This window comes from Escherichia sp. 94.0001 (assembly GCF_013369155.2).
Lineage (GTDB): Bacteria > Pseudomonadota > Gammaproteobacteria > Enterobacterales > Enterobacteriaceae > Escherichia > Escherichia coli_F.
Genome location: NZ_JABWMS020000050.1, coordinates 1 through 24,962, shown reverse-complemented (window position 1 = coordinate 24,962; position 24,962 = coordinate 1). Strand labels below are relative to the sequence as shown.

At 50.1% G+C, this 24,962-nt stretch carries 22 protein-coding genes and 1 tRNA gene; 9 read left to right on the top strand and 14 right to left on the bottom strand.

What is annotated here, in order from left to right:
• Positions 1-17: 17 nt before the first annotated feature.
• Both frc and HEN33_RS18495 read right to left on the bottom strand, forming a co-directional pair.
• Positions 18-1,268, bottom strand: coding sequence for a formyl-CoA transferase (gene frc / locus HEN33_RS18500; protein WP_000106772.1), 1,251 nt, complete (start codon positions 1,266-1,268; stop codon positions 18-20).
• A gap of 513 nt (positions 1,269-1,781) precedes the next feature.
• A complete protein-coding gene (locus HEN33_RS18495) occupies positions 1,782-2,414 on the bottom strand; it encodes a YfdX family protein (protein WP_000825617.1) in 633 nt (210 codons plus the stop codon).
• Positions 2,415-2,709: 295 nt separating this feature from the next.
• Here HEN33_RS18495 and ypdI point away from each other — a divergent pair, with 295 nt between their 5' ends.
• Positions 2,710-2,985 carry a colanic acid biosynthesis lipoprotein YpdI gene (gene ypdI, locus HEN33_RS18490; protein ID WP_000867670.1) on the top strand — a complete coding sequence of 92 codons (276 nt, stop codon included), beginning with the start codon at positions 2,710-2,712 and terminating at the stop codon, positions 2,983-2,985.
• Positions 2,986-3,061: 76 nt separating this feature from the next.
• Here the strand turns inward: ypdI and HEN33_RS18485 are convergent, their stop codons facing one another.
• On the bottom strand, positions 3,062-3,304 hold the full coding sequence (locus HEN33_RS18485) for a YfdY family protein (RefSeq protein WP_000639883.1): 243 nt from the start codon (positions 3,302-3,304) through the stop codon (positions 3,062-3,064).
• Positions 3,305-3,657: 353 nt separating this feature from the next.
• On the opposite strand from HEN33_RS18485, the gene lpxP reads away from it, so the two are divergent.
• The gene (lpxP, locus tag HEN33_RS18480; RefSeq protein WP_176262578.1) at positions 3,658-4,578 is read left to right on the top strand and encodes a kdo(2)-lipid IV(A) palmitoleoyltransferase; all 921 of its coding nucleotides are present in this window, start codon (positions 3,658-3,660) and stop codon (positions 4,576-4,578) included.
• 354 nt (positions 4,579-4,932) lie between these two features.
• Complete coding sequence (gene ypdK / locus HEN33_RS26415; protein ID WP_010723117.1) at positions 4,933-5,004, top strand: membrane protein YpdK; 72 nt, start codon at positions 4,933-4,935, stop codon at positions 5,002-5,004.
• A gap of 64 nt (positions 5,005-5,068) precedes the next feature.
• Here ypdK and alaC read toward each other — a convergent pair whose 3' ends face one another.
• On the bottom strand, positions 5,069-6,307 hold the full coding sequence (alaC, locus tag HEN33_RS18470; protein ID WP_000785914.1) for an alanine transaminase: 1,239 nt from the start codon (positions 6,305-6,307) through the stop codon (positions 5,069-5,071).
• A gap of 376 nt (positions 6,308-6,683) precedes the next feature.
• Here alaC and ypdA point away from each other — a divergent pair, with 376 nt between their 5' ends.
• The 3 genes from ypdA to HEN33_RS18455 are packed head-to-tail and all read left to right on the top strand — an operon-like array spanning position 6,684 to position 10,000.
• Positions 6,684-8,381: a two-component system sensor histidine kinase YpdA gene (ypdA, locus tag HEN33_RS18465; protein ID WP_000544359.1), complete on the top strand. Its 1,698-nt coding sequence runs from the start codon at positions 6,684-6,686 to the stop codon at positions 8,379-8,381.
• Between the two features lie 14 nt (positions 8,382-8,395).
• Positions 8,396-9,130: a two-component system response regulator YpdB gene (gene ypdB, locus HEN33_RS18460; protein WP_001295458.1), complete on the top strand. Its 735-nt coding sequence runs from the start codon at positions 8,396-8,398 to the stop codon at positions 9,128-9,130.
• A 12-nt stretch (positions 9,131-9,142) separates the two neighbouring features.
• Entirely contained in the window at positions 9,143-10,000 is an 858-nt protein-coding gene (locus tag HEN33_RS18455; RefSeq protein ID WP_115739245.1) for an AraC family transcriptional regulator, read from the top strand.
• Positions 10,001-10,002: 2 nt separating this feature from the next.
• On the opposite strand, the gene ptsP is transcribed toward HEN33_RS18455, so the two are convergent.
• From ptsP to glk, 6 genes are all read right to left on the bottom strand, one after another.
• Positions 10,003-12,498, bottom strand: coding sequence for a phosphoenolpyruvate--protein phosphotransferase (ptsP, locus tag HEN33_RS18450; protein ID WP_176262579.1), 2,496 nt, complete (start codon positions 12,496-12,498; stop codon positions 10,003-10,005).
• A 24-nt stretch (positions 12,499-12,522) separates the two neighbouring features.
• Positions 12,523-13,560 (bottom strand): aminopeptidase, encoded by a 1,038-nt coding sequence (gene ypdE / locus HEN33_RS18445; protein ID WP_024256835.1) that lies wholly within the window; start codon positions 13,558-13,560, stop codon positions 12,523-12,525.
• Positions 13,560-14,645 (bottom strand): aminopeptidase, encoded by a 1,086-nt coding sequence (gene ypdF, locus HEN33_RS18440; protein ID WP_115739243.1) that lies wholly within the window; start codon positions 14,643-14,645, stop codon positions 13,560-13,562. The genes ypdE and ypdF overlap by 1 nt, the downstream gene beginning before the upstream one ends.
• 14 nt (positions 14,646-14,659) lie before the next feature.
• Entirely contained in the window at positions 14,660-15,907 is a 1,248-nt protein-coding gene (locus tag HEN33_RS18435; RefSeq protein WP_000985313.1) for a PTS fructose transporter subunit IIC, read from the bottom strand.
• A 21-nt stretch (positions 15,908-15,928) separates the two neighbouring features.
• A complete protein-coding gene (locus HEN33_RS18430) occupies positions 15,929-16,255 on the bottom strand; it encodes a PTS fructose transporter subunit IIB (protein WP_000038455.1) in 327 nt (108 codons plus the stop codon).
• A 218-nt stretch (positions 16,256-16,473) separates the two neighbouring features.
• Positions 16,474-17,439: a glucokinase gene (gene glk, locus HEN33_RS18425; protein WP_115739242.1), complete on the bottom strand. Its 966-nt coding sequence runs from the start codon at positions 17,437-17,439 to the stop codon at positions 16,474-16,476.
• A gap of 203 nt (positions 17,440-17,642) precedes the next feature.
• Here glk and HEN33_RS18420 point away from each other — a divergent pair, with 203 nt between their 5' ends.
• Together HEN33_RS18420 and ypeC are read left to right on the top strand one after the other, a co-directional pair.
• Positions 17,643-18,899: an ion channel protein gene (locus tag HEN33_RS18420; protein ID WP_176262580.1), complete on the top strand. Its 1,257-nt coding sequence runs from the start codon at positions 17,643-17,645 to the stop codon at positions 18,897-18,899.
• Between the two features lie 114 nt (positions 18,900-19,013).
• Positions 19,014-19,340: a DUF2502 domain-containing protein YpeC gene (gene ypeC / locus HEN33_RS18415; protein ID WP_089641300.1), complete on the top strand. Its 327-nt coding sequence runs from the start codon at positions 19,014-19,016 to the stop codon at positions 19,338-19,340.
• A gap of 141 nt (positions 19,341-19,481) precedes the next feature.
• Here the strand turns inward: ypeC and HEN33_RS18410 are convergent, their stop codons facing one another.
• Together HEN33_RS18410 and HEN33_RS27120 are read right to left on the bottom strand one after the other, a co-directional pair.
• Entirely contained in the window at positions 19,482-20,720 is a 1,239-nt protein-coding gene (locus tag HEN33_RS18410) for an Nramp family divalent metal transporter (RefSeq protein WP_000186373.1), read from the bottom strand.
• Positions 20,713-20,757 (bottom strand): hypothetical protein, encoded by a 45-nt coding sequence (locus HEN33_RS27120; RefSeq protein WP_418517219.1) that lies wholly within the window; start codon positions 20,755-20,757, stop codon positions 20,713-20,715. The genes HEN33_RS18410 and HEN33_RS27120 overlap by 8 nt, the downstream gene beginning before the upstream one ends.
• A gap of 298 nt (positions 20,758-21,055) precedes the next feature.
• Here HEN33_RS27120 and nupC point away from each other — a divergent pair, with 298 nt between their 5' ends.
• Positions 21,056-22,258, top strand: coding sequence for a nucleoside permease NupC (gene nupC, locus HEN33_RS18405; protein ID WP_176262581.1), 1,203 nt, complete (start codon positions 21,056-21,058; stop codon positions 22,256-22,258).
• Positions 22,259-22,400: 142 nt separating this feature from the next.
• Here the strand turns inward: nupC and HEN33_RS18400 are convergent, their stop codons facing one another.
• Together HEN33_RS18400 and HEN33_RS18395 are read right to left on the bottom strand one after the other, a co-directional pair.
• Positions 22,401-24,590 (bottom strand): bifunctional diguanylate cyclase/phosphodiesterase, encoded by a 2,190-nt coding sequence (locus HEN33_RS18400; protein WP_176262582.1) that lies wholly within the window; start codon positions 24,588-24,590, stop codon positions 22,401-22,403.
• Between the two features lie 207 nt (positions 24,591-24,797).
• A tRNA-Ala gene (locus tag HEN33_RS18395) sits at positions 24,798-24,873 on the bottom strand.
• Between the last annotated feature and the right edge of the window lie 89 nt (positions 24,874-24,962).

The window sequence follows — 24,962 nt, the reverse complement described above, 5'->3', positions numbered from 1 at the left end:
AGAAGCCCCCGTTAATATCAGATGGCGTGGTTTTGCTTCATTGCAGCAATTTCATCGTCGCTATAACCCAGCTCCTGCAATACAGCAGCGGTATGTTCACCTAATAACGGCGCAGCTTTAATATCCGGCGTAAAGGCAGAGAATTTCATTGGACAACCAACTGTCAGATATTTTCCACGCAACGGTTGTTCCACTTCGACAACACTGCCACTTTGGCGCAAAGAGGGATCAAGTGAAATTTCTTTCATACTTAATACCGGTGCACAAGGAATATCAAACTGAGTCAAATAGGCCACCGCTTCATGTTTATCAATAGTGACAGTGTATTTTTCGATTTCAGCAAAAATATCGAAAATATGTGGCTGTCGGGCATGAGCTGTACTGTATGCCGGATCGGTAATCCATTCTGGTTTGCCGATAGCTTTACAGGTGTTTTCCCAGTTTTGCTCCTGAATAGTGAAATAAATATAGGCATTAGGATCGGTTTCCCAGCCTTTACATTTCAGGATCCAGCCAGGCTGACCGCCACCACCCGCATTACCACCGCGGGGAACTGCATCACCAAATGTGCCATTCGGATACTGCGGGTATTCTTCCAGATACCCCAACTTATCGAGACGCTGCTGGTCGCGTAATTTCACGCGGCAAAGGTTCAACACGGCATCCTGCATTGACATGGTAACTCGTTGCCCACGCCCCGTTTTTTCGCGATGCAGCAAAGCAGCAAGTAAACCGATCAGCAAATGCATTCCGGTGTTGCTGTCACCCAACGCTGCAGCGCTTACCAGCGGCGGGCCGTCCCAAAAACCCGTAGTGGATGCCGCGCCACCCGCTGCCTGAGCAACGTTTTCATAGGCTTTTACATTCACATAAGGCGAACACTCATCAAACCCTTTGATCGAACCAAAAATCAGACGTGGGTTGATTTCCTGAATATGCTCCCAGGTGAAGCCCATGTGATCAATAGCCCCTGGATGAAAGTTCTCGACCAAGATATCAGCTTCGCGGATCAGCTTTTCCATTACCTCTTTGCCTTCCGCTGTTTTGGTATTTAATTCAATAGAACGTTTGTTGCTGTTAAGCATGGTGAAGTAAAGTGCATCGATATCAGGAATATCTCGCAGCTGGCGACGCGTTACGTCACCAACGCCGGGACGTTCAATTTTAATGACGTCAGCGCCAAACCACGCCAGCATCTGAGTACAAGATGGGCCAGATTGCACACCGGTGAAATCGAGAACTTTAATTCCTTGAAGTGGAGTTGACATAGCAATACCTATTAGTTAATTAAATATATGTTAATTTAGCGTTTATTTAAGGCATAACGCCCTCTATAAATAATCCGCAAAATATCGTCGTAGCTGCACTCGATATTTTTAAATTCCTGTATCAAGTGCTGAAAATCATTTCATCGCCACTTCCAATTCCTTTTTGCATGGTAAGTAGTGAGGACGAAAAGAAGAATATGATAAATATTGGTTTGCGGTAATCAGAGAGAGCCGCGACATTTGTGATGTTATTCTTACAACTGTAAGAAGCGATTGTGATTTACAGTTAGGGAAATGATTACGATTTTTAAATCGTACCATAAAACATAACATAAACAATGATTTCGTGATGACACGGGATTATTGATGTTTACTTTGAGGAATAGAAAATGCGTGTTTATAGAACCGCGAGCGCCAAATAATTTTATGACCACAATCGGTCGTATTGTGGTCATAAAAAATTGTCGCCAGGAGGGAGTAAAATCTTTTACTTCAATATGCTGCCTGTCAGCATTAGTTCACAAACAGTGCTTCGCTATCGACGATGATTCCATCTTCCGCACCTTTAAGCGCCAGGTTTGCCTCGTAGTATTGCTTTTTATCAAGCAGTTTCTGCGCATCAGCAAGTGCATTACGAGTCTGTTTAAGCGGCATCAGATATTGGTTTTCCATTACACCAACACCGGCCAGGCGAAGCTCTTCCATTGCGCCCTTTTTATCCCCTTTCGCCATTTTTTCATTCGCAATTTTTATCGCTGCTTCTTTTTCGGGTGTCGCTACATAACTCTCAGAAATTCCGACAGATGCATTAATGACAATATATTGGTCATCATTGATATTGGTCTTTTTACCTGGCTTAGCGAACTTTGCCCATTCAGTACTGTCATCTGACAGCAAAGCTGAAGCTTCATTGGTCAGTTCTTTTGCCTTTTCCGGATCGCCATGAAACAGAGCCAGGCGCGCTACCTGCACGTCACGCATCGCATATAAACCCTGTTCAGAGATACGCTCTGCTGCTACCGTTTTCTGGGTTTGCTGAACTTGCTGAGTTTGCTGTTGTGCTGCTACCGGTGCATTATCAGCAGCCCATACAGTTGAAGATGCCAGAACTGCTGTGACCATCGTAGCCATAATTAAACGTTTCATACTTACCTCATTCTTTAACAGTTTTAGAAAACGCCGCCATCATATTGGGTGAGCATGAAATGAGAAATCAGAGAGCAACGGTCATTTTGAAAGGGTTATCTTACAGTTGTAGTTATTATCGCAAGAAGTATTTTAGTCTTACAATTGTAGGAATATGCTTCCTGTCGCAGAGAACTATTCTTATATACCACAAAGAGATGTCATTTATTATATCGATGTAAATACTGATTAATTAAATGTAAATACAGCCATAACATCGTAGGTTCTCAGTGAGCCATTCTCAGGATAACTTTCTATGAAAGTAAACTTAATGCTTTTTAGCTTATTTTTATTGGTCTCTATTATGGCATGCAATGTTTTTGCATTTTCCATTTCTGGTGGTGGAAGTGAGACGAGCTATAAAGAGACAGAAAAAACGTCAGTGATGACGACAACTCATTCTACAAAACTTCAACCATCACAGGCGATTTTGTTTAAGATGAGAGAAGATGCGCCACCATTAAATCTCACAGAAGACATCACGCCCCCTTTTCCGACAAAGGCGAATTATCTTATTCATCCTGTGCGATAGCGTCTGTCACATGGCAGGTGAACAATCATATCTGTTGATGATGTGAGCACCTGCCCAAATGATCCATCCTGAACTACTACCGCCTGCCATACCCCACCATAAAGCGAATCATCAAGCCACAAGCCGGGGCAAGAAACATAAATATCCCCGTCACTAGTTCATTACCGCCAGTTAACCACATGGTGAAGTAGTAAATGAGTGCAGCGAGGATCACCATGCCGAAGAAAGAAGAGACCGCCGAGACCACGTTCAGTACCTGACCGATGTATCCGCTTACGCAGACAATACACAGGGCGAGAAACATCCATAAATAAATCATAGCTCAACCTCCTGCCGCGCTAAAAAACCTGTAACTTCAGTCACTTTAATAGTAAGACAATCCTTAACCTCTGGCAATTTTTGCTAAGTATTAATGAAAACAGCACGTTAAATGCAAGACTGTAATGTGCGAAAAAAATATTTACTTTGCACGATAAATAATCAGTAGCTGAAAGCAGTCAGCCGGTGATAAAGTAAAAGCACCGCATTCATGCTCCTCGTGGTTATGTCCTGACTAGTCTTTACACTCTTTACAGGAACCATTGTCGTACATGATGGCCCAACCAATTGAGTGTACCGCTGTCGACATGGAATCTTCTGCGATACAACAATTCGTATCTACAGAAGGTAACTATGTTTCCACAATGCAAATTTTCCCGCGAGTTTCTACATCCTCGCTACTGGCTCACATGGTTTGGGCTTGGTGTACTCTGGCTTTGGGTACAGCTTCCTTACCCTGTTCTCTGTTTTCTCGGCACGCGTATCGGCACGATGGCGCGACCATTCCTGAAACGTCGTGAATCTATCGCCCGTAAGAACCTGGAACTTTGTTTCCCACAGCATTCTGCTGAAGAGCGCGAGAAGATGATTGCCGAAAACTTTCGTTCACTCGGCATGGCGCTGGTAGAAACCGGCATGGCATGGTTCTGGCCCGACAGTCGCGTACGTAAATGGTTTGATGTTGAAGGGCTGGATAACCTCAAACGCGCACAACTGCAAAATCGTGGCGTGATGGTTGTCGGCGTCCATTTTATGTCGCTGGAACTGGGCGGCCGCGTGATGGGACTATGTCAGCCAATGATGGCCACCTATCGTCCGCATAATAATCAGCTGATGGAATGGGTGCAGACCCGTGGTCGCATGCGCTCTAACAAAGCGATGATCGGCAGAAATAATCTGCGCGGTATTGTCGGTGCGCTGAAGAAAGGTGAAGCGGTATGGTTTGCTCCCGATCAGGATTATGGTCGTAAAGGCAGCTCCTTCGCGCCGTTCTTTGCGGTAGAAAATGTCGCCACAACCAATGGCACCTATGTCCTCTCCCGTCTCTCTGGCGCAGCCATGTTGACCGTAACGATGGTCAGAAAAGCGGATTACAGCGGATATCGTTTGTTCATCACCCCAGAAATGGAAGGCTACCCGGCAGATGAAAATCAAGCCGCTGCCTATATGAACAAGATTATCGAGAAAGAGATTATGCGCGCACCTGAGCAATACCTCTGGATCCACCGTCGCTTTAAAACGCGCCCGGTGGGAGAATCGTCGTTATACATTTAACAAATTGCTTCTACTCTTTCCCTTCTCAAATCAGCCATATTAACCTCATGGTTTTTATGGCTTTTTTCTTAAGGTTTTTTCCTTCGCTGAATCTCTAATTATTACCGTCAGAAATTAAACTGTCGCCGATATGAGACACCTGTAAGTTACTAAAAGTAAATAAGAAAATGCCTCTTGTCTCGTTTCAGTTTTAGGCGTACATTAGCGCCGTCTCGAGCAGTTTAGCTCAGAATTCTGGGGTGATGCCCACGGTAAAATACGGACTTTCAATGTCGTTTTGCCCGGTGTCAACTCACTGTATCAGGTGTAATGAAGTCATTCAGGCGTAACAGTAATTACGCGGAGAGATGTAAAGTGAAATATTTCTTTATGGGCATTTCTTTTATGGTCATCGTTTGGGCCGGTACTTTTGCCCTGATGATCTAAAAGCAAACTGTGCAATGAAAAACAGGAGCCATCTGGCTCCTGTTTGCATTTCTGGCGATGGTGTTTATTCCGCGTTTTCGTGAATATGTTTGCTGCTGGCGGGTAGTAAACCGTCGGCACGGAACATCGCTTTAATTCCACGAATCGCCTGGCGAATACGATCGCGGTTTTCAATCAGCGCAAAGCGAACATGGGTGTCACCGTAGTCGCCAAAGCCAATCCCTGGAGAGACACAGACCTTCGCCTCATTAAGCAGTTTCTTGGCAAATTCCAGCGAGCCCATTGCCGCATACGGTTCCGGGATTTTCGCCCAGACATACATCGAGGCTTTCGGCATTTCGACCATCCAGCCCGCTTCATGCAGCCCTTTAACCAGTACATCGCGGCGGCGTTTGTACTGTTCGGCAATGTCGCGAACGCACTGTTGATCACCCTCCAGCGCCGCAATCGCCGCCACCTGCAACGGCGTAAAAGTACCGTAATCGTGATAGCTTTTAATACGTGCCAACGCACTGACCAGCGTTTTGTTGCCGACCATAAAGCCGATACGCCAGCCCGCCATGTTGTAGCTTTTCGACAGCGTAAAGAACTCGACCGCCACGTCTCGTGCACCCGGCACCTGCATAATTGACGGCGCTTTCCAGCCATCGTAGACGATATCGGCATAGGCCAGGTCATGGACCACCAACACATCGTAGCGTTTCGCCAGTGCCACAACCTTCTCAAAGAATTCCAGTTCCACGCATTGCGCGGTTGGGTTCGACGGGAAGCCAAGGATCATCATCTTCGGTTTCGGATAACTTTCACGAATAGCGCGTTCCAGTTCGTTGAAGAAATCAACACCGTCCACCAGCGGCACTGAGCGTACCTGCGCCCCGGCAATCACCGCGCCGTAAATATGAATCGGGTAGCTTGGATTAGGCACCAGTACAGTGTCACCGTGATCCAGCGTCGCCAGCATCAGATGCGCCAGGCCCTCTTTCGAACCAATAGTGACGATGGCTTCTGATTCCGGGTCGATTTCAACGTCGTAGCGATCCTGATACCAGCGGGAAATGGCGCGACGTAACCGCGGAATACCACGCGAGGTGGAATAACCATGCGTGTCCGGTCGCTGGGCCACCGTACATAATTTTTCGACGATATGCGGCGGGGTCGCACCGTCCGGGTTACCCATACTGAAATCGATAATATCTTCGCCGCGCCGACGCGCAGCCATTTTCAGTTCAGCGGTAATGTTAAAAACGTAGGGCGGGAGACGATCAATACGCGTAAAGCGACGTTCGGGGCGAGTGTCAGCCATAATTTCCTCAGATTAACGTGAGCGCCCGGACCGTCCGAGCGACGCTGCCACGATGGTGGCTGTTTTGAAAATAGCCTGATTAATTTCTGTCTGTCCAGCGTTTTAGAACATTTTTGTTAATAGCCTTAAATGAGGAACTCCGCTTTAAAAACAGGAAATTTATCTACGCTAACAAGAAAATTACCACTCAATCTATTAACATTATAATTTCAATAAATTTACCAAACAGATATGCATTATCAAGAGATGCATTGCTAATACACCATTTATCTTTCAATCCCCTTTTAAAATTGTGGTTTTTCCTCAAAAACGGCCTGCTGGTCATCAGCCTTCAGGTTACCTATCATAGAGGTTTAATCCTTATTCAGAGTCACCCGTGCACGAAATATTCAACATGCTGCTGGCGGTCTTCGATCGGGCAGCGTTAATGCTTATCTGCCTGTTCTTTCTCATCCGTATCCGCCTGTTTCGCGAACTGTTGCACAAGTCGGCGCACTCCCCAAAAGAGCTGCTCGCCGTTACCGCCATTTTCTCGCTGTTCGCCCTGTTCAGCACCTGGTCTGGCGTGCCCGTAGAAGGCTCGCTGGTGAACGTACGTATTATCGCGGTGATGTCAGGCGGAATTCTGTTTGGCCCGTGGGTGGGCATCATTACCGGTGTGATTGCAGGTATTCACCGTTATTTAATTGACATCGGCGGCGTGACGGCAATTCCGTGCTTTATCACCAGTATTCTCGCGGGTTGCATATCAGGCTGGATTAACCTGAAAATCCCCAAAGCACAGCGCTGGCGCGTCGGTATTCTCGGTGGCATGTTATGTGAAACGTTGACGATGATCCTGGTGATTGTCTGGGCACCCACCACTGCACTGGGGATTGATATCGTCTCCAAAATCGGGATTCCGATGATCCTCGGCAGCGTTTGTATCGGCTTTATTGTGTTGCTGGTACAAAGCGTTGAGGGCGAAAAAGAGGCCAGCGCCGCGCGGCAGGCCAAGCTGGCACTGGATATCGCCAACAAAACGCTGCCGCTGTTTCGCCATGTCAATAGCGAGTCATTACGCAAAGTTTGTGAAATTATTCGCGATGATATTCACGCCGATGCGGTAGCGATTACCAACACCGATCATGTGCTGGCCTATGTTGGCGTAGGGGAACACAACTATCAGAATGGCGATGATTTCATTAGCCCAACAACGCGTCAGGCAATGAATTACGGAAAAATCATTATCAAAAACAATGATGAAGCCCACCGTACACCGGAAATCCACTCGATGCTGGTGATCCCGCTTTGGGAGAAAGGGGTCGTGACCGGGACGCTGAAAATTTACTACTGCCACGCGCATCAGATTACCTCGTCATTACAGGAAATGGCGGTCGGTCTGTCGCAAATCATCTCCACCCAACTGGAGGTTTCACGCGCCGAGCAACTACGTGAAATGGCAAATAAGGCAGAGCTTCGCGCTCTGCAAAGCAAAATTAATCCCCATTTCCTGTTTAATGCTCTGAATGCTATCTCATCGTCGATCCGTCTGAATCCGGATACCGCTCGCCAGCTGATCTTTAATCTGTCGCGTTATCTGCGCTATAACATTGAATTAAAAGACGATGAGCAAATCGATATCAAAAAAGAGCTGTATCAAATTAAAGACTATATTGCCATTGAGCAGGCCCGCTTTGGCGACAAGCTGACGGTTATCTATGATATTGATGAAGAGGTGAATTGCTGCATTCCCAGCCTGCTGATCCAGCCGTTGGTGGAGAATGCCATTGTCCACGGTATTCAGCCTTGCAAAGGTAAAGGCGTTGTCACCATCAGCGTTGCAGAGTGCGGTAATCGGGTACGCATTGCGGTGCGAGATACCGGGCACGGCATCGATCCAAAAGTCATTGAGCGGGTCGAAGCGAACGAAATGCCGGGCAATAAAATTGGCCTGCTGAATGTCCATCATCGCGTGAAGTTATTGTATGGCGAGGGGCTGCATATCCGCCGCCTGGAACCAGGAACGGAAATTGCGTTTTACATTCCTAACCAACGCACCCCTGTCGCCTCACAGGCTACGTTATTGCTTTGAGCCGGAGTGATATTGTGAAAGTCATCATTGTTGAAGACGAATTCCTGGCACAACAGGAACTGAGCTGGCTGATTAAAGAGCACAGCCAGATGGAGATTGTCGGCACCTTTGACGATGGTCTGGACGTGTTGAAGTTTTTGCAGCATAACCGCGTCGACGCCATTTTTCTGGATATCAATATTCCGTCGCTGGATGGCGTGTTGCTGGCGCAAAACATCAGCCAGTTTGCCCATAAACCGTTTATTGTGTTCATCACTGCGTGGAAAGAACATGCGGTGGAAGCGTTTGAACTGGAAGCGTTTGACTACATTCTCAAACCGTATCAGGAATCACGCATTACCGGGATGCTGCAAAAACTGGAAGCAGCCTGGCAACAACAGCAGACCAGCAGTACGCCTGCCGCGACGGTAACGCGTGAGAATGACACCATTAATCTGGTGAAAGATGAGCGAATCATCGTCACGCCAATTAACGATATCTATTACGCCGAAGCGCACGAGAAAATGACCTTTGTCTATACGCGGCGTGAATCCTACGTAATGCCGATGAACATCACCGAGTTTTGCAGCAAGCTGCCGCCGTCGCATTTTTTCCGCTGCCATCGCTCATTTTGTGTCAATCTGAACAAAATACGCGAAATCGAACCGTGGTTTAATAACACCTACATTCTGCGGCTGAAAGATCTGGATTTTGAAGTGCCGGTCAGCCGTAGCAAAGTTAAAGAATTCAGGCAGTTAATGCATCTGTAATCGGGAACTTTCATGAAAGCAACAGGCTTGCCCGCCGATCAACAATTTTTCGCCGATCTGTTCAGCGGCCTGGTGCTTAACCCGCAACTACTGGGGCGCGTCTGGTTTGCCAGCCAGCCGGCCTCGTTGCCGGTGGGCAGTTTATGTATTGATTTTCCCCGTCTGGATATCGTGCTGCGCGGCGAATACGGCAATCTGCTGGAAGCAAAGCAGCAACGTATAGTGGAAGGAGAAATGCTGTTTATTCCAGCGCGCGCGGCTAATTTACCGGTCAACAACAAACCGGTAATGCTGTTAAGCCTGGTATTCGCGCCGACCTGGCTTGGGTTATCGTTTTACGATAGCCGCACCACGTCGTTGTTGCATCCTGCTCGCCAGATCCAACTTCCCAGCCTGCAACGCGGCGAAGGTGAAGCAATGCTTACTGCCCTCACCCATCTTAGCCGTTCGCCGCTGGAGCAGAATATCATTCAGCCGCTGGTGTTAAGTTTGCTGCATCTTTGCCGCAACGTGGTCAATATGCCGCCGGGTAATTCGCAGCCGCGCGGCGATTTTCTCTATCACAGCATTTGTAACTGGGTTCAGGATAATTATGCCCAACCGCTCACCCGTGAGAACGTGGCGCAGTTTTTTAATATCACGCCCAATCATCTGTCAAAACTGTTTGCGCAGCATGGAACAATGCGTTTTATCGAATATGTGCGTTGGGTGCGAATGGCGAAGGCGAGGATGATTTTGCAGAAATATCATCTGTCGATTCATGAAGTGGCGCAGCGTTGCGGCTTTCCGGACAGCGACTATTTTTGTCGCGTCTTCCGGCGTCAGTTTGGCCTGACGCCGGGAGAGTACAGCGCCCGTTTTCAGGGCTAACGTCAGAAGGTTAATTCCGTTTCCAGCAGCGTCAGAATACTTTGTGCATCTTGCGCGGCAAACAGCGACTGGCGGAAGTTTTTATTCACCAGTTTACGCGCCAGCTGCGAGAAGACTTTCACATGATTCATCCCTTCGTTAGCGCCCAGCGTCAGCATGATCACCAGTTCGACTTCGCCCATTTCTGACTGCCAGTCAACCGGTTTCACCAACCGGGCAATGCTGATACTGGAATGACGGATCCACTGTGATTTGGTGTGCGGGATCGCCACGCCAAAACCAACGCCAGTAGTGACAATCTCTTCCCGCTGCCAGACATCTTCTTCCAGCTCAAACGGATGTTCAGTACGCCCGTTAACGCCAAGGTTGCCGCACAGGAACTGGATCGCCTGCTCTTTATTGCTAAAGGCCTGATCAACAAAGATATTCTCCAGCGCCAGCAGCGGGCGAACGTCTTCTTCCGGCGTAAACGCGGTAAGTAACGCTTCAATTTCCTGCGCGCTGCGGCATTCACATGCCTGACGCGCCAGTTCCCGACACGCCTCGCTATCCAGTTGACGAAGCTGGCTTTTCACCGCCGGAATACGCGGGCTACTCATACTCAGCTCATCCAGGCCCAGTCCAAGCAGTAGCGGCAGATAACGACTTTCACCGCCCAGTTCACCGCAAATACCTACCCATTTGCCGCGCTGATGCGCAGTGGTAACAATCTGCTGCAACATGCGCAGGAACGATGGCGTAATCGGGTTATACAGCGGCGATACGCGCGGGTTATTACGATCGACCGCATACAGATACTGGGTCATATCGTTAGAACCGATACTGAAGAAATCGACCTCATCGCAGAAGTGGTCGATGATGTAGCACACCGACGGTACTTCCACCATGATACCCAGCGTAATCGACTCTGCATGACGCAGACCATCGCGCTTAAGCTCAACGATCGCTTTTTGGATCTCGCCCTTCACCCATAAGATCTGATCGAGGCTGTGGACCATTGGGATCATTAACTGGGCATTGCCGAAACTGGCAGCACGCAAAATAGCCCGCAGTTGAGTGCGGAACAGGCCAGCAAATTCCGGGTAAATTCGTACCGCGCGATAGCCGAGGAACGGGTTCTCTTCCTGGGGAATGTTGAGGTAAGGAATGCTTTTATCGCCGCCGATGTCCATCGTGCGGAAAATAATCGGCTTGTCGCCCGCCGCCAGTAGCACATGTTGGTATGCTTCAAACTGTTCCTGTTCGTCCGGCGCACTGTCGCGCTCCATATAGAGCATTTCGGTACGAAACAGCCCGACACCTTCCGCGCCGTTGGCAAACGCGCCTGGCGCTTCCAGAGCGGTGCCAATATTCGCCGCGATATCAATGCGCTTGTTATCACGGGAATAGGCCAGCTGCGCGGCGGCCTGCGCCTGCTGCTGCTGACGTTTATCCGCCAGCGTCTGTGCGACCTGATAATAACCACTCACCGCGTCATCAGGATTAATAGCCAGCACGCCGCACTGGGCGTCAAGCACCGCCGGTTGCCCGGCATAGCGAGCAATGGCATCCAGCGGCAGGCCGCTCAGTACGGGGATCGCCGAGGCGCGGGCCAGAATCAGAGTATGCGATGTGCGCCCGGTTTTCTCCAGAATCATGCCCGCAAGATTTTTTAAATTGAGGCTCAAAAACTGGCTAGGGGTTAAATCCTCTGCCACCAGAATGGTCGGTTTTTCGAGCATCAGATTATTACGCGGCTTCAGTTCCGGCCAGGTGATATGCAGCAATTGTTCGCTGATATCACGAATGTCGCTGACCCGCTCGCGCAGATAATCGCTGGCAGAAGCAGAAAGTTTGGCACAAACCTGCTCCATATTGCTGATGATCGCAGCCCCCAGCCCCTGATGCTGTTCTGTCATCAGGCGACGGATATTGCCCGCGAATTCATCATCCTGAATCAGCGACAAATGGGCGCTGAGGATAGTTTTGCTTTCGCCGTCACGCTCGCGCAACTGCTGGTTCAGTTGCTCGGCAAGCGTTGCCAGGCTGTGTTCCAGCCAGGTGGAGTCTTGCGCACTGGCCGGGATTGCCCGATAACTGTCGAGGCTGTTGCTCTGTAACAGGGTCAGCGTACCCACGCCGACGCCGCTTGCCAGCACATTGCCGTACAGTAAATCAGGGTTCAGGCGGCTTAATGAACGCGGCAGTGGATGCGCCGTCAGTTCTGCCTGCGTCGGCTGAACGCTGTCGCTGTCGATAAAGCGCACCTGGATATACTCTTCCAGCACGCGCCGCGCCTGCTCTTCATCGCTGCCGCTAATGTTCAGGCTGCAACTGTCATTAAATAAGGTGCCGGTGCCAATCAGCGCCAGCGAACTTTTGGCATCGGCCTTTACGTTCTGGCGATGGTTAATGAAGATGATTTCGCTTTGCCACTGGCTGCACTGCTCTTTAAGTTCCCACGCCGGACGAGCATGCAGACCGTTTGGCAAAGGACAGAGAAATTGAATCGTTAACATAACCGCTCCGGGTTAATCAGGAGATCATCTGAAATCCGTCAGTTGAACAACCGTCTCACGCGTAAGACGTTGAATAAGGGCAGATAAAAGTTGCTGCATCTGCAAAATGTCGCGGCAGTCGGCAATCGATGCGGCGCAATGTCCGTGGCGGGTTGCTGGCCCCATCACCACTGTGGGTACGCCAGTGCCAGTTAAATGCACCGCCCCGCCGTCCGTTCCGCCGTTGCTGAACATATCGGCCTGCAACGGCACGCCAATTTCTGCCGCCACGGTTTCGATCCACGCGGTAAGTTTTGGCGGCGCAATCAGCGACTTGTCGCTTAACACCAGCATCGGGCCGTTACCAATCTGGCGATGGTTAGCCGCGCCATAATCAAAGTTTTTCGCCCAGCAGGCGGTATCAAGCACAATGGCGACATCCGGCGACACCGCGCGGGTGGCTGTTTGCCCGCCGCGTAAGCCAACCTCTTCGCTGGAACTTGCCACCAGCCACACTTCCGCAGGCAGCTCGGCGTTGTGCAGCTCACGTAGTAACGTCACCAGCAGGTAGCAACCGAGGCGGTCATCAAAGGCTTTACCCATCACTCGCTGGTGAGGGAGAACCTGAAAAGTGGTATCAAACGTGACACGATCGCCCGGACGAATACCTGCCTGCATCACTTCGTCATACGAGCGCGCACCAATGTCCACGCGCATGGCGCTGACGTCATTCCCCTGCCGTTCGCCATCGAGCAGACCGGGAATTTTGCACTCTTCACGAGTGGTGATCCGCACTGGCTGAAGCTGGCGGGCAGCCATGCGCACATTGCCAACCGGCAGGACATCAATCGCCCCTTCGCGGGAGATGCTACGCACCATAAATCCCACTTCGTCCATATGCGCACAGATCATCACCTTCGGACCTGTCGATTCATTGAGGCGGATCAGCACCGATCCCAGGCCATCAAATCGCACTTCTTTTTGCAGTCGATCCGCTTCATCCAGCAGGATCTGCCGCACTTCCTGTTCCGAGGAGGCGATCGCATCTGCCTCGCTCAACGCTTTTAATAGCGATAAATCCATTATGCCTCTCCCGTGAGCAACACTGTTTTTGGCATGGCGTAGAGCACTTCCGCGCCTTGCGGGGTAACCAGCACGACATCTTCGATGCGCACGCCCCCTCGCCCTGGCAAATAAATCCCCGGCTCCACGGTCAGTAACATCCCTGGCTGTAGCGTCGTGGTGTCCCGCGGTGAAAAACGCGGATCTTCATGGACTTCAATGCCGATAGCATGACCGGTGTTATGACCGAAATAGTCGCCATAACCGGCTTCTGTAATGACCCGGCGCGCGGCGTCGTCAACCTGCTGGCAGCGCACGCCGGGGCGAATCGCGGAGATTGCCGCGAGCTGTGCCTGCAGGACAATGTTATACACATCAAACAGCGGGTGAGATTCGGCGCTCACCCCTTCGCCATTCACCAGCAAGGTACGCGTCATATCAGAGCAGTAGCCCTGATACAGCGCACCAAAATCAATAGTGACAAACTCGCCCGCTGCAACAATCTTGTCGCTGGCTTTGCCGTGCGGCAGCGCCCCACGCCAGCCGCTGGCGACAATGGTATCGAAAGAGGCTTTTTCTGCGCCCTGCTGGCGCATAAACCACTCCAGTTCAGCAGCAATCTCGCATTCGCTCATCCCCGCCTGAATAAAGCGGCGAATATGCTCTGCACCGCGATCGGCAATCCCACAGGCGAGGCGGATTTTCTCCACCTCCTCTGGCGTTTTGATTTGCCGCAGCACATCCGGCGTGGCGCTTACCAGTTTCGCATTGAGTTCAGACTGCCAGCGGTGCGCGGTTTCCCAACTTACCTGCAGGCCTTCAAAACCGAGCGTTTGCAACTGCTCATCGGCAATGATTTGCCTGGCGATGGTTGCAAGCGTGTGCATCGCATCAAGCAAATGCAGCTGGTAGCCTTGCGTGCGGGCTTCTATATCCGCGTAATAGCGCGAATCCACCAGAATGTGCGCACTTTCACGGCTAATCAGCACATAACCTGATCCGGTGGAGATCCCCAGATGCGGCTGTTTGTTCTGCCGTGAGGAGAGAAGCACTGCATCCAGTTGTTGCGCCTTAAGCCAGTCGCGCAGCGAAGCGAGTAATGTCATCTGGATTTTCCTTCTTACAGGCTATCGATTAACAATTTGCCTTTACGGAACATCATCAGACGCAGGAACACCACCATCAGCGCAGTAATGATTGCTCCCAGCGCGATCCCCGCCATATAGACACCGAGGTTAGTGACCAGCGGCCATGCCCAGATAGCAGATTCCGGGAACCATTGAACTGCACCCAGCCAGACAGCGGCGGTTGAGCCGACAATCGCGCCAACCATATAGGACGGAATAGCGGTGATGGGGCTTTCCAGCGCAAACGGAATCGCACCTTCACTGATCCCCATAAAAGCAAGGAACATCGCGGTTTTACCCTGCGGATAAAGCTGAGCGTTGAACAGGCGTTTGCCAGTTAAACGACGGTCGATAATGGTCGCCAGACCCAGGCCGATCGGCGGAATAACGATAGCGATTGAACGCGCGGTAACCGGTAATACGTGGTCGGTGGTAAAGCTAAAGGCAACGAAACCTGCGGCTTTGTTGATCGGGCCACCAAGGTCGATTGCTGTCGCTGCTGCGATACCCATCGCATACATTAGCGCGCCCTTCTCACCTGCGGCAGTCAGCACGGCACGAATACCGCCGTTGATCCAGCCACCAAATGGGGTGATGACGTAGTACATCGCCAGCATGACAAAAATGGCGGAAAGAATCGGTAGCAAAAATGTGGTTTTGAACGCTAACAGGAAATCCGGTAACTGGATTTTCTGGTTCATCCACTTCACAAGGTAACCCGCAACGATAGAAATAATCAGGGCACCAATGAAGGTGGACGGCACCGGCGAAGAGGTCGCCCATTGCATCGTGCTGGGATCGAAGTTCAGCAGTTGCGTCGGCTGGGTAGACATCAAGCCGCCGATAAAACCAGCCGGGAATGCCAGTTTGCCGCCGATGGAGTTCGCCACAAAAGCGGCAAACATCGGTATGGCAAAGCCAAACAACACGCCGCCGAAGGACTGCGACAGCCAGGCAAACTTCAGTAAGGAGAGGTCGAAACCGGAGAATTTCCCGCTATTAAGAGCATCCATAATGCCGATATCAGCAGGAATTTTAAGCCAGCTATAAGCAATCAGCTGGCTGAAAGCGAGGATCACACCGCCCATAATTAAGGTCGGCACCATGCGTGAAATCCCTGACATCACATGCTGCGGGAGTTCACCCCAGAAGCTGGTTTTAGAGGCCTGCGGATTCTTAATTGCCGCTGCCGCACCGGATGCGCCAGGCACAACGGTTGCACTGCGTTTTTTAATGGCCATAACAATTATCCCTGTCGAATATTACTGTTGTTCAGCGGCAATCATCTCTTCGATTTCTTTGATGATGCCCGCAGCGTTTTTAATTGCGTCCTGCAAAGTGATTTCATAAACGTCGCGTGATTCGAAACGTTCGTTATCTTCCGGGGTAACCGCCACGGAGTGGATGATGATGGTCGCTTCGGCGATATCCTGCGCGGTCAGACGATTCTGGATGCCGTCCGCACCCTGGGTTTCAATTTTCACTTCATAACCGGCTTCTACCGCCGCTTCTTCCAGCGCCTGAGCGGCCATAAAGGTGTGAGCCAGGCCCATTGGGCAGGCACATAAGGCAATCAGTTTCTTACTCATCGTTAATTCCTCGTTCAGTGATAGTTGATGAGTGAAATTATGAACGTGCAAAACAAATCGCCGTTACCAGACAAATAATGCATTTACTGGAGAATTAATCCCGCTGTACGGAAGTGTGACGCAGGTCGGCCTTGTGAGGGGACACAAAGAAAAATTGAATTAACTGTATGATTTAAAAAATTATCGGGAGAGTTACCTCCCGATATAACAGGAAGGATTTACAGAATGTGACCTAAGGTCTGGCGTAAATGTGCACCGGAACCAAGAAGGCCCGGATTGTCATGGACGATGAGATACACCGGAATATCATGGACATATTCTTTAAAGCGCCCTTTATCTTCAAATGCGGCACGGAAACCAGAGGCTTTGAAGAACTCAAGGAAGCGCGGCACGATACCACCGGCAATAAACACGCCGCCAAATGTCCCGAGATTGAGCGCCAGATTGCCGCCAAAACGGCCCATAATGACGCAAAACAGCGACAACGCGCGGCGGCAATCGGTGCAGCTGTCAGCCAGCGCACGTTCGGTAATATCTTTTGGCTTGAGATTTTCTGGCAGGCGGTTGTCGGCTTTCACAATCGCGCGATACAAATTCACCAGCCCAGGACCAGAAAGCACGCGCTCTGCCGAAACATGACCAATTTCTGCACGCAGTATTTCGAGGATAATGGCCTCTTCTTCACTATTCGGCGCAAAATCAACGTGACCGCCTTCGCCTGGCAAGCTTACCCAGCGTTTATCAACATGAACCAGATGCGCAACCCCAAGCCCTGTTCCGGCACCGTAAACCGCAATAGGTTTACCTTCTACCGGTTCTGCACCGCCAAACTGGATCAGATGCTCTTTTTTCAGCATCGGGATCGCCATCGATACAGCGGTAAAGTCGTTAATAATTTCCAAATGACTAAAACCGAGATTCTTTTTCATTTCGGCAATTGAGAACGCCCAGGTATGGTTGGTCATTGCCACCCAGTCACCGGTAATTGGGCACGCGATGGCGATACAGCCGTCTTGCACCTCGACATTATGTTCTTCAAGATAAACGCGAATAACCGCTTCGAGGCTCGGGTAATCAAGCCCTGAATAGGTCTTAGCCTGCGAGATTTCACCACTGGCAATATCACACAGAGCAAGACGTGCGTTGGTGCCGCCCACATCACCGACTAATGCATACTTTGTCATTCTTCAACTGCTCCGCTAAAGTCAAAATAATTCTTTCTCACACTGTAAATACCTGGGGGCATAACAACAACGCCGGAAAGGCAGGCTCCCTGTAAATATCGATCTGGGTCACACAATTACTTTATCGTTTCAGCACCAATTGCAGCGATGCCTTTTTGCAAGCTGGGCAAACTAAGTATCTGACCCTGCATAAGGAATAGAACATGCTCCATCCGCGAGCCAGAACCATGTTGTTATTATCGCTCCCCGCCGTGGCAATTGGGATTGCATCCAGTCTTATTCTGATTGTGGTGATGAAAATCGCCTCGGTATTACAGAATTTGCTCTGGCAACGACTGCCGGGAACTCTGGGGGTAGCCCAGGATTCACCTTTCTGGATCATCGCCATATTAACGCTAACAGGTATTGCGGTGGGGTTGGTTATCCGTTTCAGCCAGGGGCATGCTGGACCAGACCCCGCCTGTGAACCGCTGATCGGCGCACCCGTTCCGCCCTCTGCGCTACCAGGACTTATCGTAGCATTAATTCTTGGTCTTGCTGGCGGCGTCAGTCTCGGGCCGGAACATCCGATCATGACCGTCAATATCGCCCTTGCGGTTGCGATAGGCGCTCGTCTGTTACCACGCGTCAACCGGATGGAATGGACTATTTTAGCCTCTGCCGGAACTATCGGCGCGCTGTTTGGCACACCTGTTGCGGCGGCGTTGATATTTTCGCAAACCTTAAATGGCAGTAGTGAAGTCCCGCTATGGGATCGTCTCTTTGCGCCGTTAATGGCGGCGGCGGCTGGTGCGCTAACCACCGGATTGTTTTTCCATCCTCATTTTTCGCTGCCCATTGCGCATTATGGGCAGATGGAGATGACCGATATTCTCAGCGGTGCAATTGTCGCGGCTATTGCCATCGCAGCAGGGATGGTTGCCGTATGGTGTCTGCCACGGTTGCACGCGATGATGCATCAGATTAAAAATCCGGTGCTAATGCTGGGAGTTGGCGGATTTATTCTCGGTATTCTGGGGGTTATTGCTGGACCAGTTTCGCTGTTTAAAGGGCTGGATGAGATGCAGCAGATGGTGGCAAATCAGGCTTTCAGCACCAGCGATTACTTTTTGCTGGCAGTGATTAAACTTGCCGCTCTCGTGGTTGCTGCCGCCAGCGGCTTTCGCGGTGGGCGAATCTTCCCGGCAGTGTTTGTCGGCGTGGCATTAGGATTGATGCTGCATGAGCACGTTCCCGCCGTTCCAGCGGCAATAACCGTTTCCTGCGCTATTCTCGGCATCGTGCTGGTGGTAACACGCGATGGCTGGTTAAGTCTATTTATGGCTGCGGTTGTTGTCCCTAATACCACATTGCTACCGCTGCTCTGTATCGTCATGCTTCCTGCATGGCTGTTATTAGCCGGTAAGCCGATGATGATGGTGAATCGTCCGAAGCAACAGCCACCCCACGATAACATTTAGCAAAAAATGCTCTCCTTTATGATTTAAGAGTTATGGCGATGATACGGGGCTTTACCTCCCCGTAATATTGCGTTAACAGGCCGCTGACGGCTTCGATCGTGAAGGAGAATAACAATGTTCAGGTCACTGTTTCTGGCGGCCGCCCTGATGGCATTTATCCCGCTTGCGGCAAACGCAGGTGAAATCACCCTACTGCCATCAATCAAATTACAAATTGGCGATCGCGATCATTACGGTAATTACTGGGACGGTGGTCACTGGCGCGACCGTGACTACTGGCATCGCAATTATGAATGGCGTAAAAACCGCTGGTGGCGTCATGATAATGGCTACCACCGTGGCTGGGATAAGCGTAAAGCGTATGAGCGTGGCTATCGTGAAGGCTGGCGCGATCGTGACGATCATCGCGGAAAAGGCCGCGGACATGGACATCGCCATTAAACACATTCGCCAATGGAGCACAATGCCTGATGCGACGCTAGTGCGTCTTATCAGGCCTACAAACCGTCTCTTTAACGCGTAGGGCGGATAAGGCGTTTTACGCCGCATCCGCCAGTGATGCCTGGTACGACGCCAGTTGAACTATAGCCCCAGAGCCGTTCCCACTAACAACCAGATATTCAGCGCCACTACCAGCACCACAATCACCCAGCCTATCTGTTTTACGCGTTTGCTGTTCACCAGATCGCCCATCAACCTACTGTCACTGGTAAAAATTAGTAGTGGAACCAGCGCCAGAGCGATACCAAAACTTAACAGCACCTGACTCATAACCAGAATCCGTGTCGGATCTAATCCCATCAGAATGACAATAAATGACGGCAACATGGTAACGGTGCGACGCACCCACAGCGGGATATGAAAACGAATGAAGCCCTGCATCACTACCTGCCCCGCCAGTGTCCCCACAACCGTTGAGGACAGTCCCGCAGCAACCAGGCTTAAACCAAAGACCGTTGCCGCAGCATGGCTTAACAACGGTTGCAGCGTCAGATAAGCCTCATCAAGATCGGCAACGCCAGTATGACCGGAAAAGTGGAACGCCGCCGCAGCCGTAGCCATCATCGCCAGATTGACAAAACCGGCAATAGTCATAGCGATAGCCACATCCCATTTGGTGGCAGAATAACGTTGTTGACGCGAACCACCATGTAAATGCTGAGTCAGCGAAGAGTGTAAATAAATCACGTGCGGCATAATCGTCGCCCCCAACACACCTGCCGCCAGGAAGACTGCCTCCGAGGTGGGTAAACTCGGGATTACCATTCCTTTACCCAGTTGCGCCAGGTTAGGCTGGGAGAAAATCAACTCGACAATGTAAGCCGCAGCAACAAACAGCAGTAACCCGCCAATCACTTTCTCCAGCGGTTTTTGCCCTCGACGTTGCAGCATTAAAATCAGGAAAGTCGCGATTCCCGTCAGTACCGCGCCCTGCAACAGCGAAACACCCAGAATGAGTTTAAAACCGATCGCCGCACCAATAAATTCCGCCAGGTCGGTTGCCATCGCAATGATTTCTGCCTGAACCCAATAGAACCACACTACGGGACGCGGATAGTGATCGCGAATCTGCTCCGCCAGGTTTTTACCGGTGGCAATCCCCAGTTTGGCAGACAGTATCTGAATCAGCATCGCCATCAGGTTGGCCCAAACGACAACCCACAGTAGCTGATAGCCGAAGCTGGCCCCGGCCTGAATATTGGTCGCAAAGTTACCAGGATCGATATAACCAATCGCCGCAATGAACGCAGGTCCCATTAATGCGAGCCTCATCTTGCGCGCCGCCCGTCCGCTGCTACTCTCAACGCGATAGTTAGTCATCTTGTGCCTCTAAAACATAGCCTTTGCTATGTTTCATGCTATGTCAAACGAGAATGATTATCAAATTCATTTAAGTGGATTGTGATGATTTCTTTGATAGACCAGAATTATGACGACGAAAAGATTGATGACTTGAATGTTGTGATTATGTTTAATGTTAGCACATTTACATAACTTTCAGCTTCCATACACAACATAGCAGAAATGTATGATAGCTCACTATTTTTGAAGCTTGTCACAGGACGTCATTATAGTGTGTGTCAGATCTCGTTTTCCTTAACCATGTTACATAGAATGTGCACGGAAATTTAACCTGCCTCATATTTGGAGCAAATATGGACCGCGTCCTTCATTTTGTACTGGCACTTGCCGTTGTTGCGATTCTCGCACTGCTGGCAAGCAGCGACCGCAAAAAAATTCGTATCCGTTATGTTATTCAACTGCTTGTTATCGAAGTGTTACTGGCGTGGTTCTTCCTGAACTCCGACGTTGGTTTGGGCTTCGTGAAAGGCTTCTCCGAAATGTTTGAGAAACTGCTCGGATTTGCCAACGAAGGGACTAACTTCGTCTTTGGTAGCATGAATGATCAAGGCCTGGCATTCTTCTTCCTGAAAGTGCTGTGCCCAATCGTCTTTATCTCTGCGCTGATTGGTATTCTCCAGCACATTCGCGTGTTGCCGGTGATTATCCGCGCAATTGGTTTCCTGCTCTCCAAAGTCAACGGTATGGGCAAACTGGAATCCTTCAACGCCGTCAGCTCTCTGATTCTGGGTCAGTCTGAAAACTTTATTGCCTATAAAGATATCCTCGGCAAAATCTCCCGCAATCGTATGTACACCATGGCAGCTACGGCGATGTCCACCGTGTCGATGTCCATCGTTGGTGCATACATGACGATGCTGGAGCCGAAATACGTCGTTGCGGCGCTGGTACTGAACATGTTCAGCACCTTTATCGTGCTGTCACTGATCAACCCTTACCGTGTTGATGCCAGTGAAGAAAATATTCAGATGTCCAACCTGCACGAAGGTCAGAGCTTCTTCGAAATGCTGGGTGAATACATTCTGGCAGGTTTCAAAGTTGCCATTATCGTTGCCGCGATGCTGATCGGCTTTATCGCCCTGATCGCTGCGCTGAACGCACTGTTTGCCACTGTGACTGGCTGGTTTGGCTACAGCATCTCCTTCCAGGGCATCCTGGGCTACATCTTCTATCCGGTTGCGTGGGTGATGGGTGTTCCTTCCAGTGAAGCACTGCAGGTGGGCAGTATTATGGCGACCAAACTGGTTTCCAACGAGTTCGTTGCGATGATGGATCTGCAGAAAATTGCTTCCACGCTCTCTCCGCGTGCTGAAGGCATCATCTCTGTGTTCCTGGTTTCCTTCGCTAACTTCTCTTCTATCGGGATTATCGCCGGTGCGGTTAAAGGCCTGAATGAAGAGCAAGGTAACGTGGTTTCTCGCTTCGGTCTGAAACTGGTTTACGGCTCTACTCTGGTGAGTGTGCTGTCTGCGTCAATCGCAGCACTGGTGCTGTAAGTCCAATTCATTAATTAAAAAGCCGGGGATAATTCCCCGGCTTCAATTCCATGTAGGCCTGATAAGCGTAGCGCATCAGGCATTTTTCTGTTTGTCATCAGCCACAAAAGTCGGGGATAATTCCCTGCTTTTTTTACGCCTGTTAATCAGTTAATGGCTGAGGGCGACCAATCAAATACCCTTGCAGATATTGCACCCCGAGCTTATGCAATAGCGCCTGCTGCTGTGGCGTCTCGACAAACTCCGCGACCACACTCAATGACTTCGCTTTCGCCAGATCGGTAATTGATCTCACAATCATCGCATCCAGCGTGTTCGTGACGATATCTTTCACAAAGACGCCATCAATTTTGATGATATCAGCCTGCAAACGCTTTAGCCGTTCGTAGTTGGCATAGCCGGTGCCAAAATCATCAATCGCAATCCGGAAACCAAACTTATGCAGCTGCTCGATGTTGTACATACTGCTTTCTGCGTTAGAAAACGCCTGTTCCTCGGTGATCTCAAGAATGACCGCCTGCGGGGAGATGTGATAACGCTTAAACAGACGAATAATCCGCCCGGCGATATTTTTTTGCAGCAGCGTGAGCGGCATTAAATTGACTGAAAAGCGCGGACCTTTTTTGTCGCAAGGGTGTGTTGCCAGCCACTTCAACAAGGATTCCAGCACTTGCAAATCAAAACGCGCGCTAAGGTTAAACTGAGCAATAAGGGGCAGAAACTTATCCGGGGTCATAATGCCGCCGTCATACTTCAGTCGCGCGAGGATCTCATCATAACCTTCACCCTCTTTGTTGCGAATTGGCTGGGCGTAGAGCAGCAAATCACCCTGATCTAACGCCATGCGAATGGTATTCAGCAATAGCACCTGTTTAGTGGTTTGCCCGGAAACCATCTCCTCTCTGCTATCCAGCGCCAGCACATGATGATGTGCGCAGGATTGCTCCGCCAGCCAGCTTAACTGCCCCAACAAGGGTTGCAGGGTTTCCTGATTTCCATCGAAATGCCCCCAGGCGGCACCATAGCCCATATCCAGCCCGGTATTGTTCCAGTGAATTTGCCGACTATTCAGGATGTTAACCATATGCTGGAGTCGCCCTTCCGTTTCCGGCCCGCTCAGTACTAATAGCAGTTCACTCCCCGGCAATTGATACAACTTTTCGTTTTCCTGCATCAGCGGCATTAACGTACGGTAAATTGAGCGGATACAGTGAACGCGCATCATTAACCCGTAATGACGACTCATAAACTCAAGGTTATCAATACGCAGGCAGCAAAAACTCTTGCCAGCCTCTTGCTCTGGTGCTTGTTCCAACGCGCGAAAGTTGGGTAAGAGCGTTAACGGATCGGTCAGCGCCTGCAAATGCCAGCGTCGGTTAAGCCATTCACTACGATGATAAATGCGCACCATATAGAGCAGGCAAACACTAAAGGAAATCAGCACCGCGAGAATAAATGCCAGCGAATATTCGGTTAGTACCCCTTGCAAAAAGTTCTGGTTGTAATTCAGAAGGCAAAGCGTTGAAACAGCCCAGGTGAGATTTAAAAACGGATAGCGAAGCTTACCGACCCCGAGGGTAAAGATGATAAAGAAAACAGGTACCAGGTAACCGGCAATGAAGTCATTTTCATACGGTGTACACATCAGAAGTAGCAGCACGCTAAGAGCTGCCAGCCAGCTTAAGGTAAATACGCGTTTCTCTTTGCTCAACGACGGAGCGATATCCCTGCGCCACAGTATCTGCGCAAAGTGGGGACTTACAATCATGCGGGTGAGATAGTAAAACAGCATGTTGTAAATCAGCACTGCGGTGAAAAGGCTTAGCAAATCAACGACCGTGAAAATGGCATCCGCATCGCCGAAAAAGGTAGATATCTTTAGCGGAAAATCAAAGAAATTCCCCACAAGATACATGCTGCATTTGATGCCAATCGGTGCCACCAAACCAAGCCAGAAGAGACGTTGCCAGACGTATCGGCTGGTCAAACCATAACGCCAACGCGTTCCCAATTGCCAGCGTAATATTGCACAGGCACACAGGACTGCAAACGTCTGGCTGCCGAGCATGACGGAGTTCTGTAAAAAAGAGAGATGAAAATTCCACAGATTGGTGCAAAACATCCCGCCTAAAACAGGAACGACACCGCGCCAGCCAAAGATAAACAAGATTGCCAGCATTACGCACAGTGGCATCCACGCCAAAAAGATATAACTGGAATGGATAACGGCAAGTGGCGAAATAAAACGGGATAGCTGAATAAGTACCACGGTGAGCGTAAACGCTAGTGTGAATATCTTGATATTTTTTATCAGGTTATGCTCCACAAACATGAGTACACTACTCTCACTGATCGGGGTTTTCAGGCACACAAATAATAAGTTTATTCGCATCGCGAAGCAAACAGAGGCCAGCCTGTTGCCGATTTTTCATCCAATGATGCTTTCACCAGGCGGCGCTGACCCGGACGTAGACTGTATTACAAAAGCGGCAAAAAGCAGAGACAAAAAACCCCCGCTTTACAGCGAGGGTTTGAAATTTGGTGGAGCTAAGCGGGATCGAACCGCTGACCTCTTGCATGCCATGCAAGCGCTCTCCCAGCTGAGCTATAGCCCCACGAGTCGTTTACGTACCAAATTTGCTGGGTGCAAAATTTGGTGGAGCTAAGCGGGATCGAACCGCTGACCTCTTGCATGCCATGCAAG

What these genes read in the sequence shown, in the direction of transcription:
- ypeC (WP_089641300.1), top strand. Translation starts at nt 19,014, where the DNA reads ATGTTCAGGTCACTGTTTCTGGCGGCCGCCCTGATGGCATTTATCCCG.
- lpxP (WP_176262578.1), top strand. Translation starts at nt 3,658, where the DNA reads ATGTTTCCACAATGCAAATTTTCCCGCGAGTTTCTACATCCTCGCTAC.
- HEN33_RS18435 (WP_000985313.1), bottom strand. Translation starts at nt 15,907, where the DNA reads ATGGCCATTAAAAAACGCAGTGCAACCGTTGTGCCTGGCGCATCCGGT.
- HEN33_RS18420 (WP_176262580.1), top strand. Translation starts at nt 17,643, where the DNA reads ATGCTCCATCCGCGAGCCAGAACCATGTTGTTATTATCGCTCCCCGCC.
- ypdF (WP_115739243.1), bottom strand. Translation starts at nt 14,645, where the DNA reads ATGACATTACTCGCTTCGCTGCGCGACTGGCTTAAGGCGCAACAACTG.
- ypdI (WP_000867670.1), top strand. Translation starts at nt 2,710, where the DNA reads ATGAAAGTAAACTTAATGCTTTTTAGCTTATTTTTATTGGTCTCTATT.
- HEN33_RS18495 (WP_000825617.1), bottom strand. Translation starts at nt 2,414, where the DNA reads ATGAAACGTTTAATTATGGCTACGATGGTCACAGCAGTTCTGGCATCT.
- HEN33_RS18430 (WP_000038455.1), bottom strand. Translation starts at nt 16,255, where the DNA reads ATGAGTAAGAAACTGATTGCCTTATGTGCCTGCCCAATGGGCCTGGCT.
- frc (WP_000106772.1), bottom strand. Translation starts at nt 1,268, where the DNA reads ATGTCAACTCCACTTCAAGGAATTAAAGTTCTCGATTTCACCGGTGTG.
- HEN33_RS18485 (WP_000639883.1), bottom strand. Translation starts at nt 3,304, where the DNA reads ATGATTTATTTATGGATGTTTCTCGCCCTGTGTATTGTCTGCGTAAGC.
- ptsP (WP_176262579.1), bottom strand. Translation starts at nt 12,498, where the DNA reads ATGTTAACGATTCAATTTCTCTGTCCTTTGCCAAACGGTCTGCATGCT.
- HEN33_RS18410 (WP_000186373.1), bottom strand. Translation starts at nt 20,720, where the DNA reads ATGACTAACTATCGCGTTGAGAGTAGCAGCGGACGGGCGGCGCGCAAG.
- HEN33_RS18455 (WP_115739245.1), top strand. Translation starts at nt 9,143, where the DNA reads ATGAAAGCAACAGGCTTGCCCGCCGATCAACAATTTTTCGCCGATCTG.
- nupC (WP_176262581.1), top strand. Translation starts at nt 21,056, where the DNA reads ATGGACCGCGTCCTTCATTTTGTACTGGCACTTGCCGTTGTTGCGATT.
- HEN33_RS18400 (WP_176262582.1), bottom strand. Translation starts at nt 24,590, where the DNA reads ATGTTTGTGGAGCATAACCTGATAAAAAATATCAAGATATTCACACTA.
- glk (WP_115739242.1), bottom strand. Translation starts at nt 17,439, where the DNA reads ATGACAAAGTATGCATTAGTCGGTGATGTGGGCGGCACCAACGCACGT.
- alaC (WP_000785914.1), bottom strand. Translation starts at nt 6,307, where the DNA reads ATGGCTGACACTCGCCCCGAACGTCGCTTTACGCGTATTGATCGTCTC.
- ypdE (WP_024256835.1), bottom strand. Translation starts at nt 13,560, where the DNA reads ATGGATTTATCGCTATTAAAAGCGTTGAGCGAGGCAGATGCGATCGCC.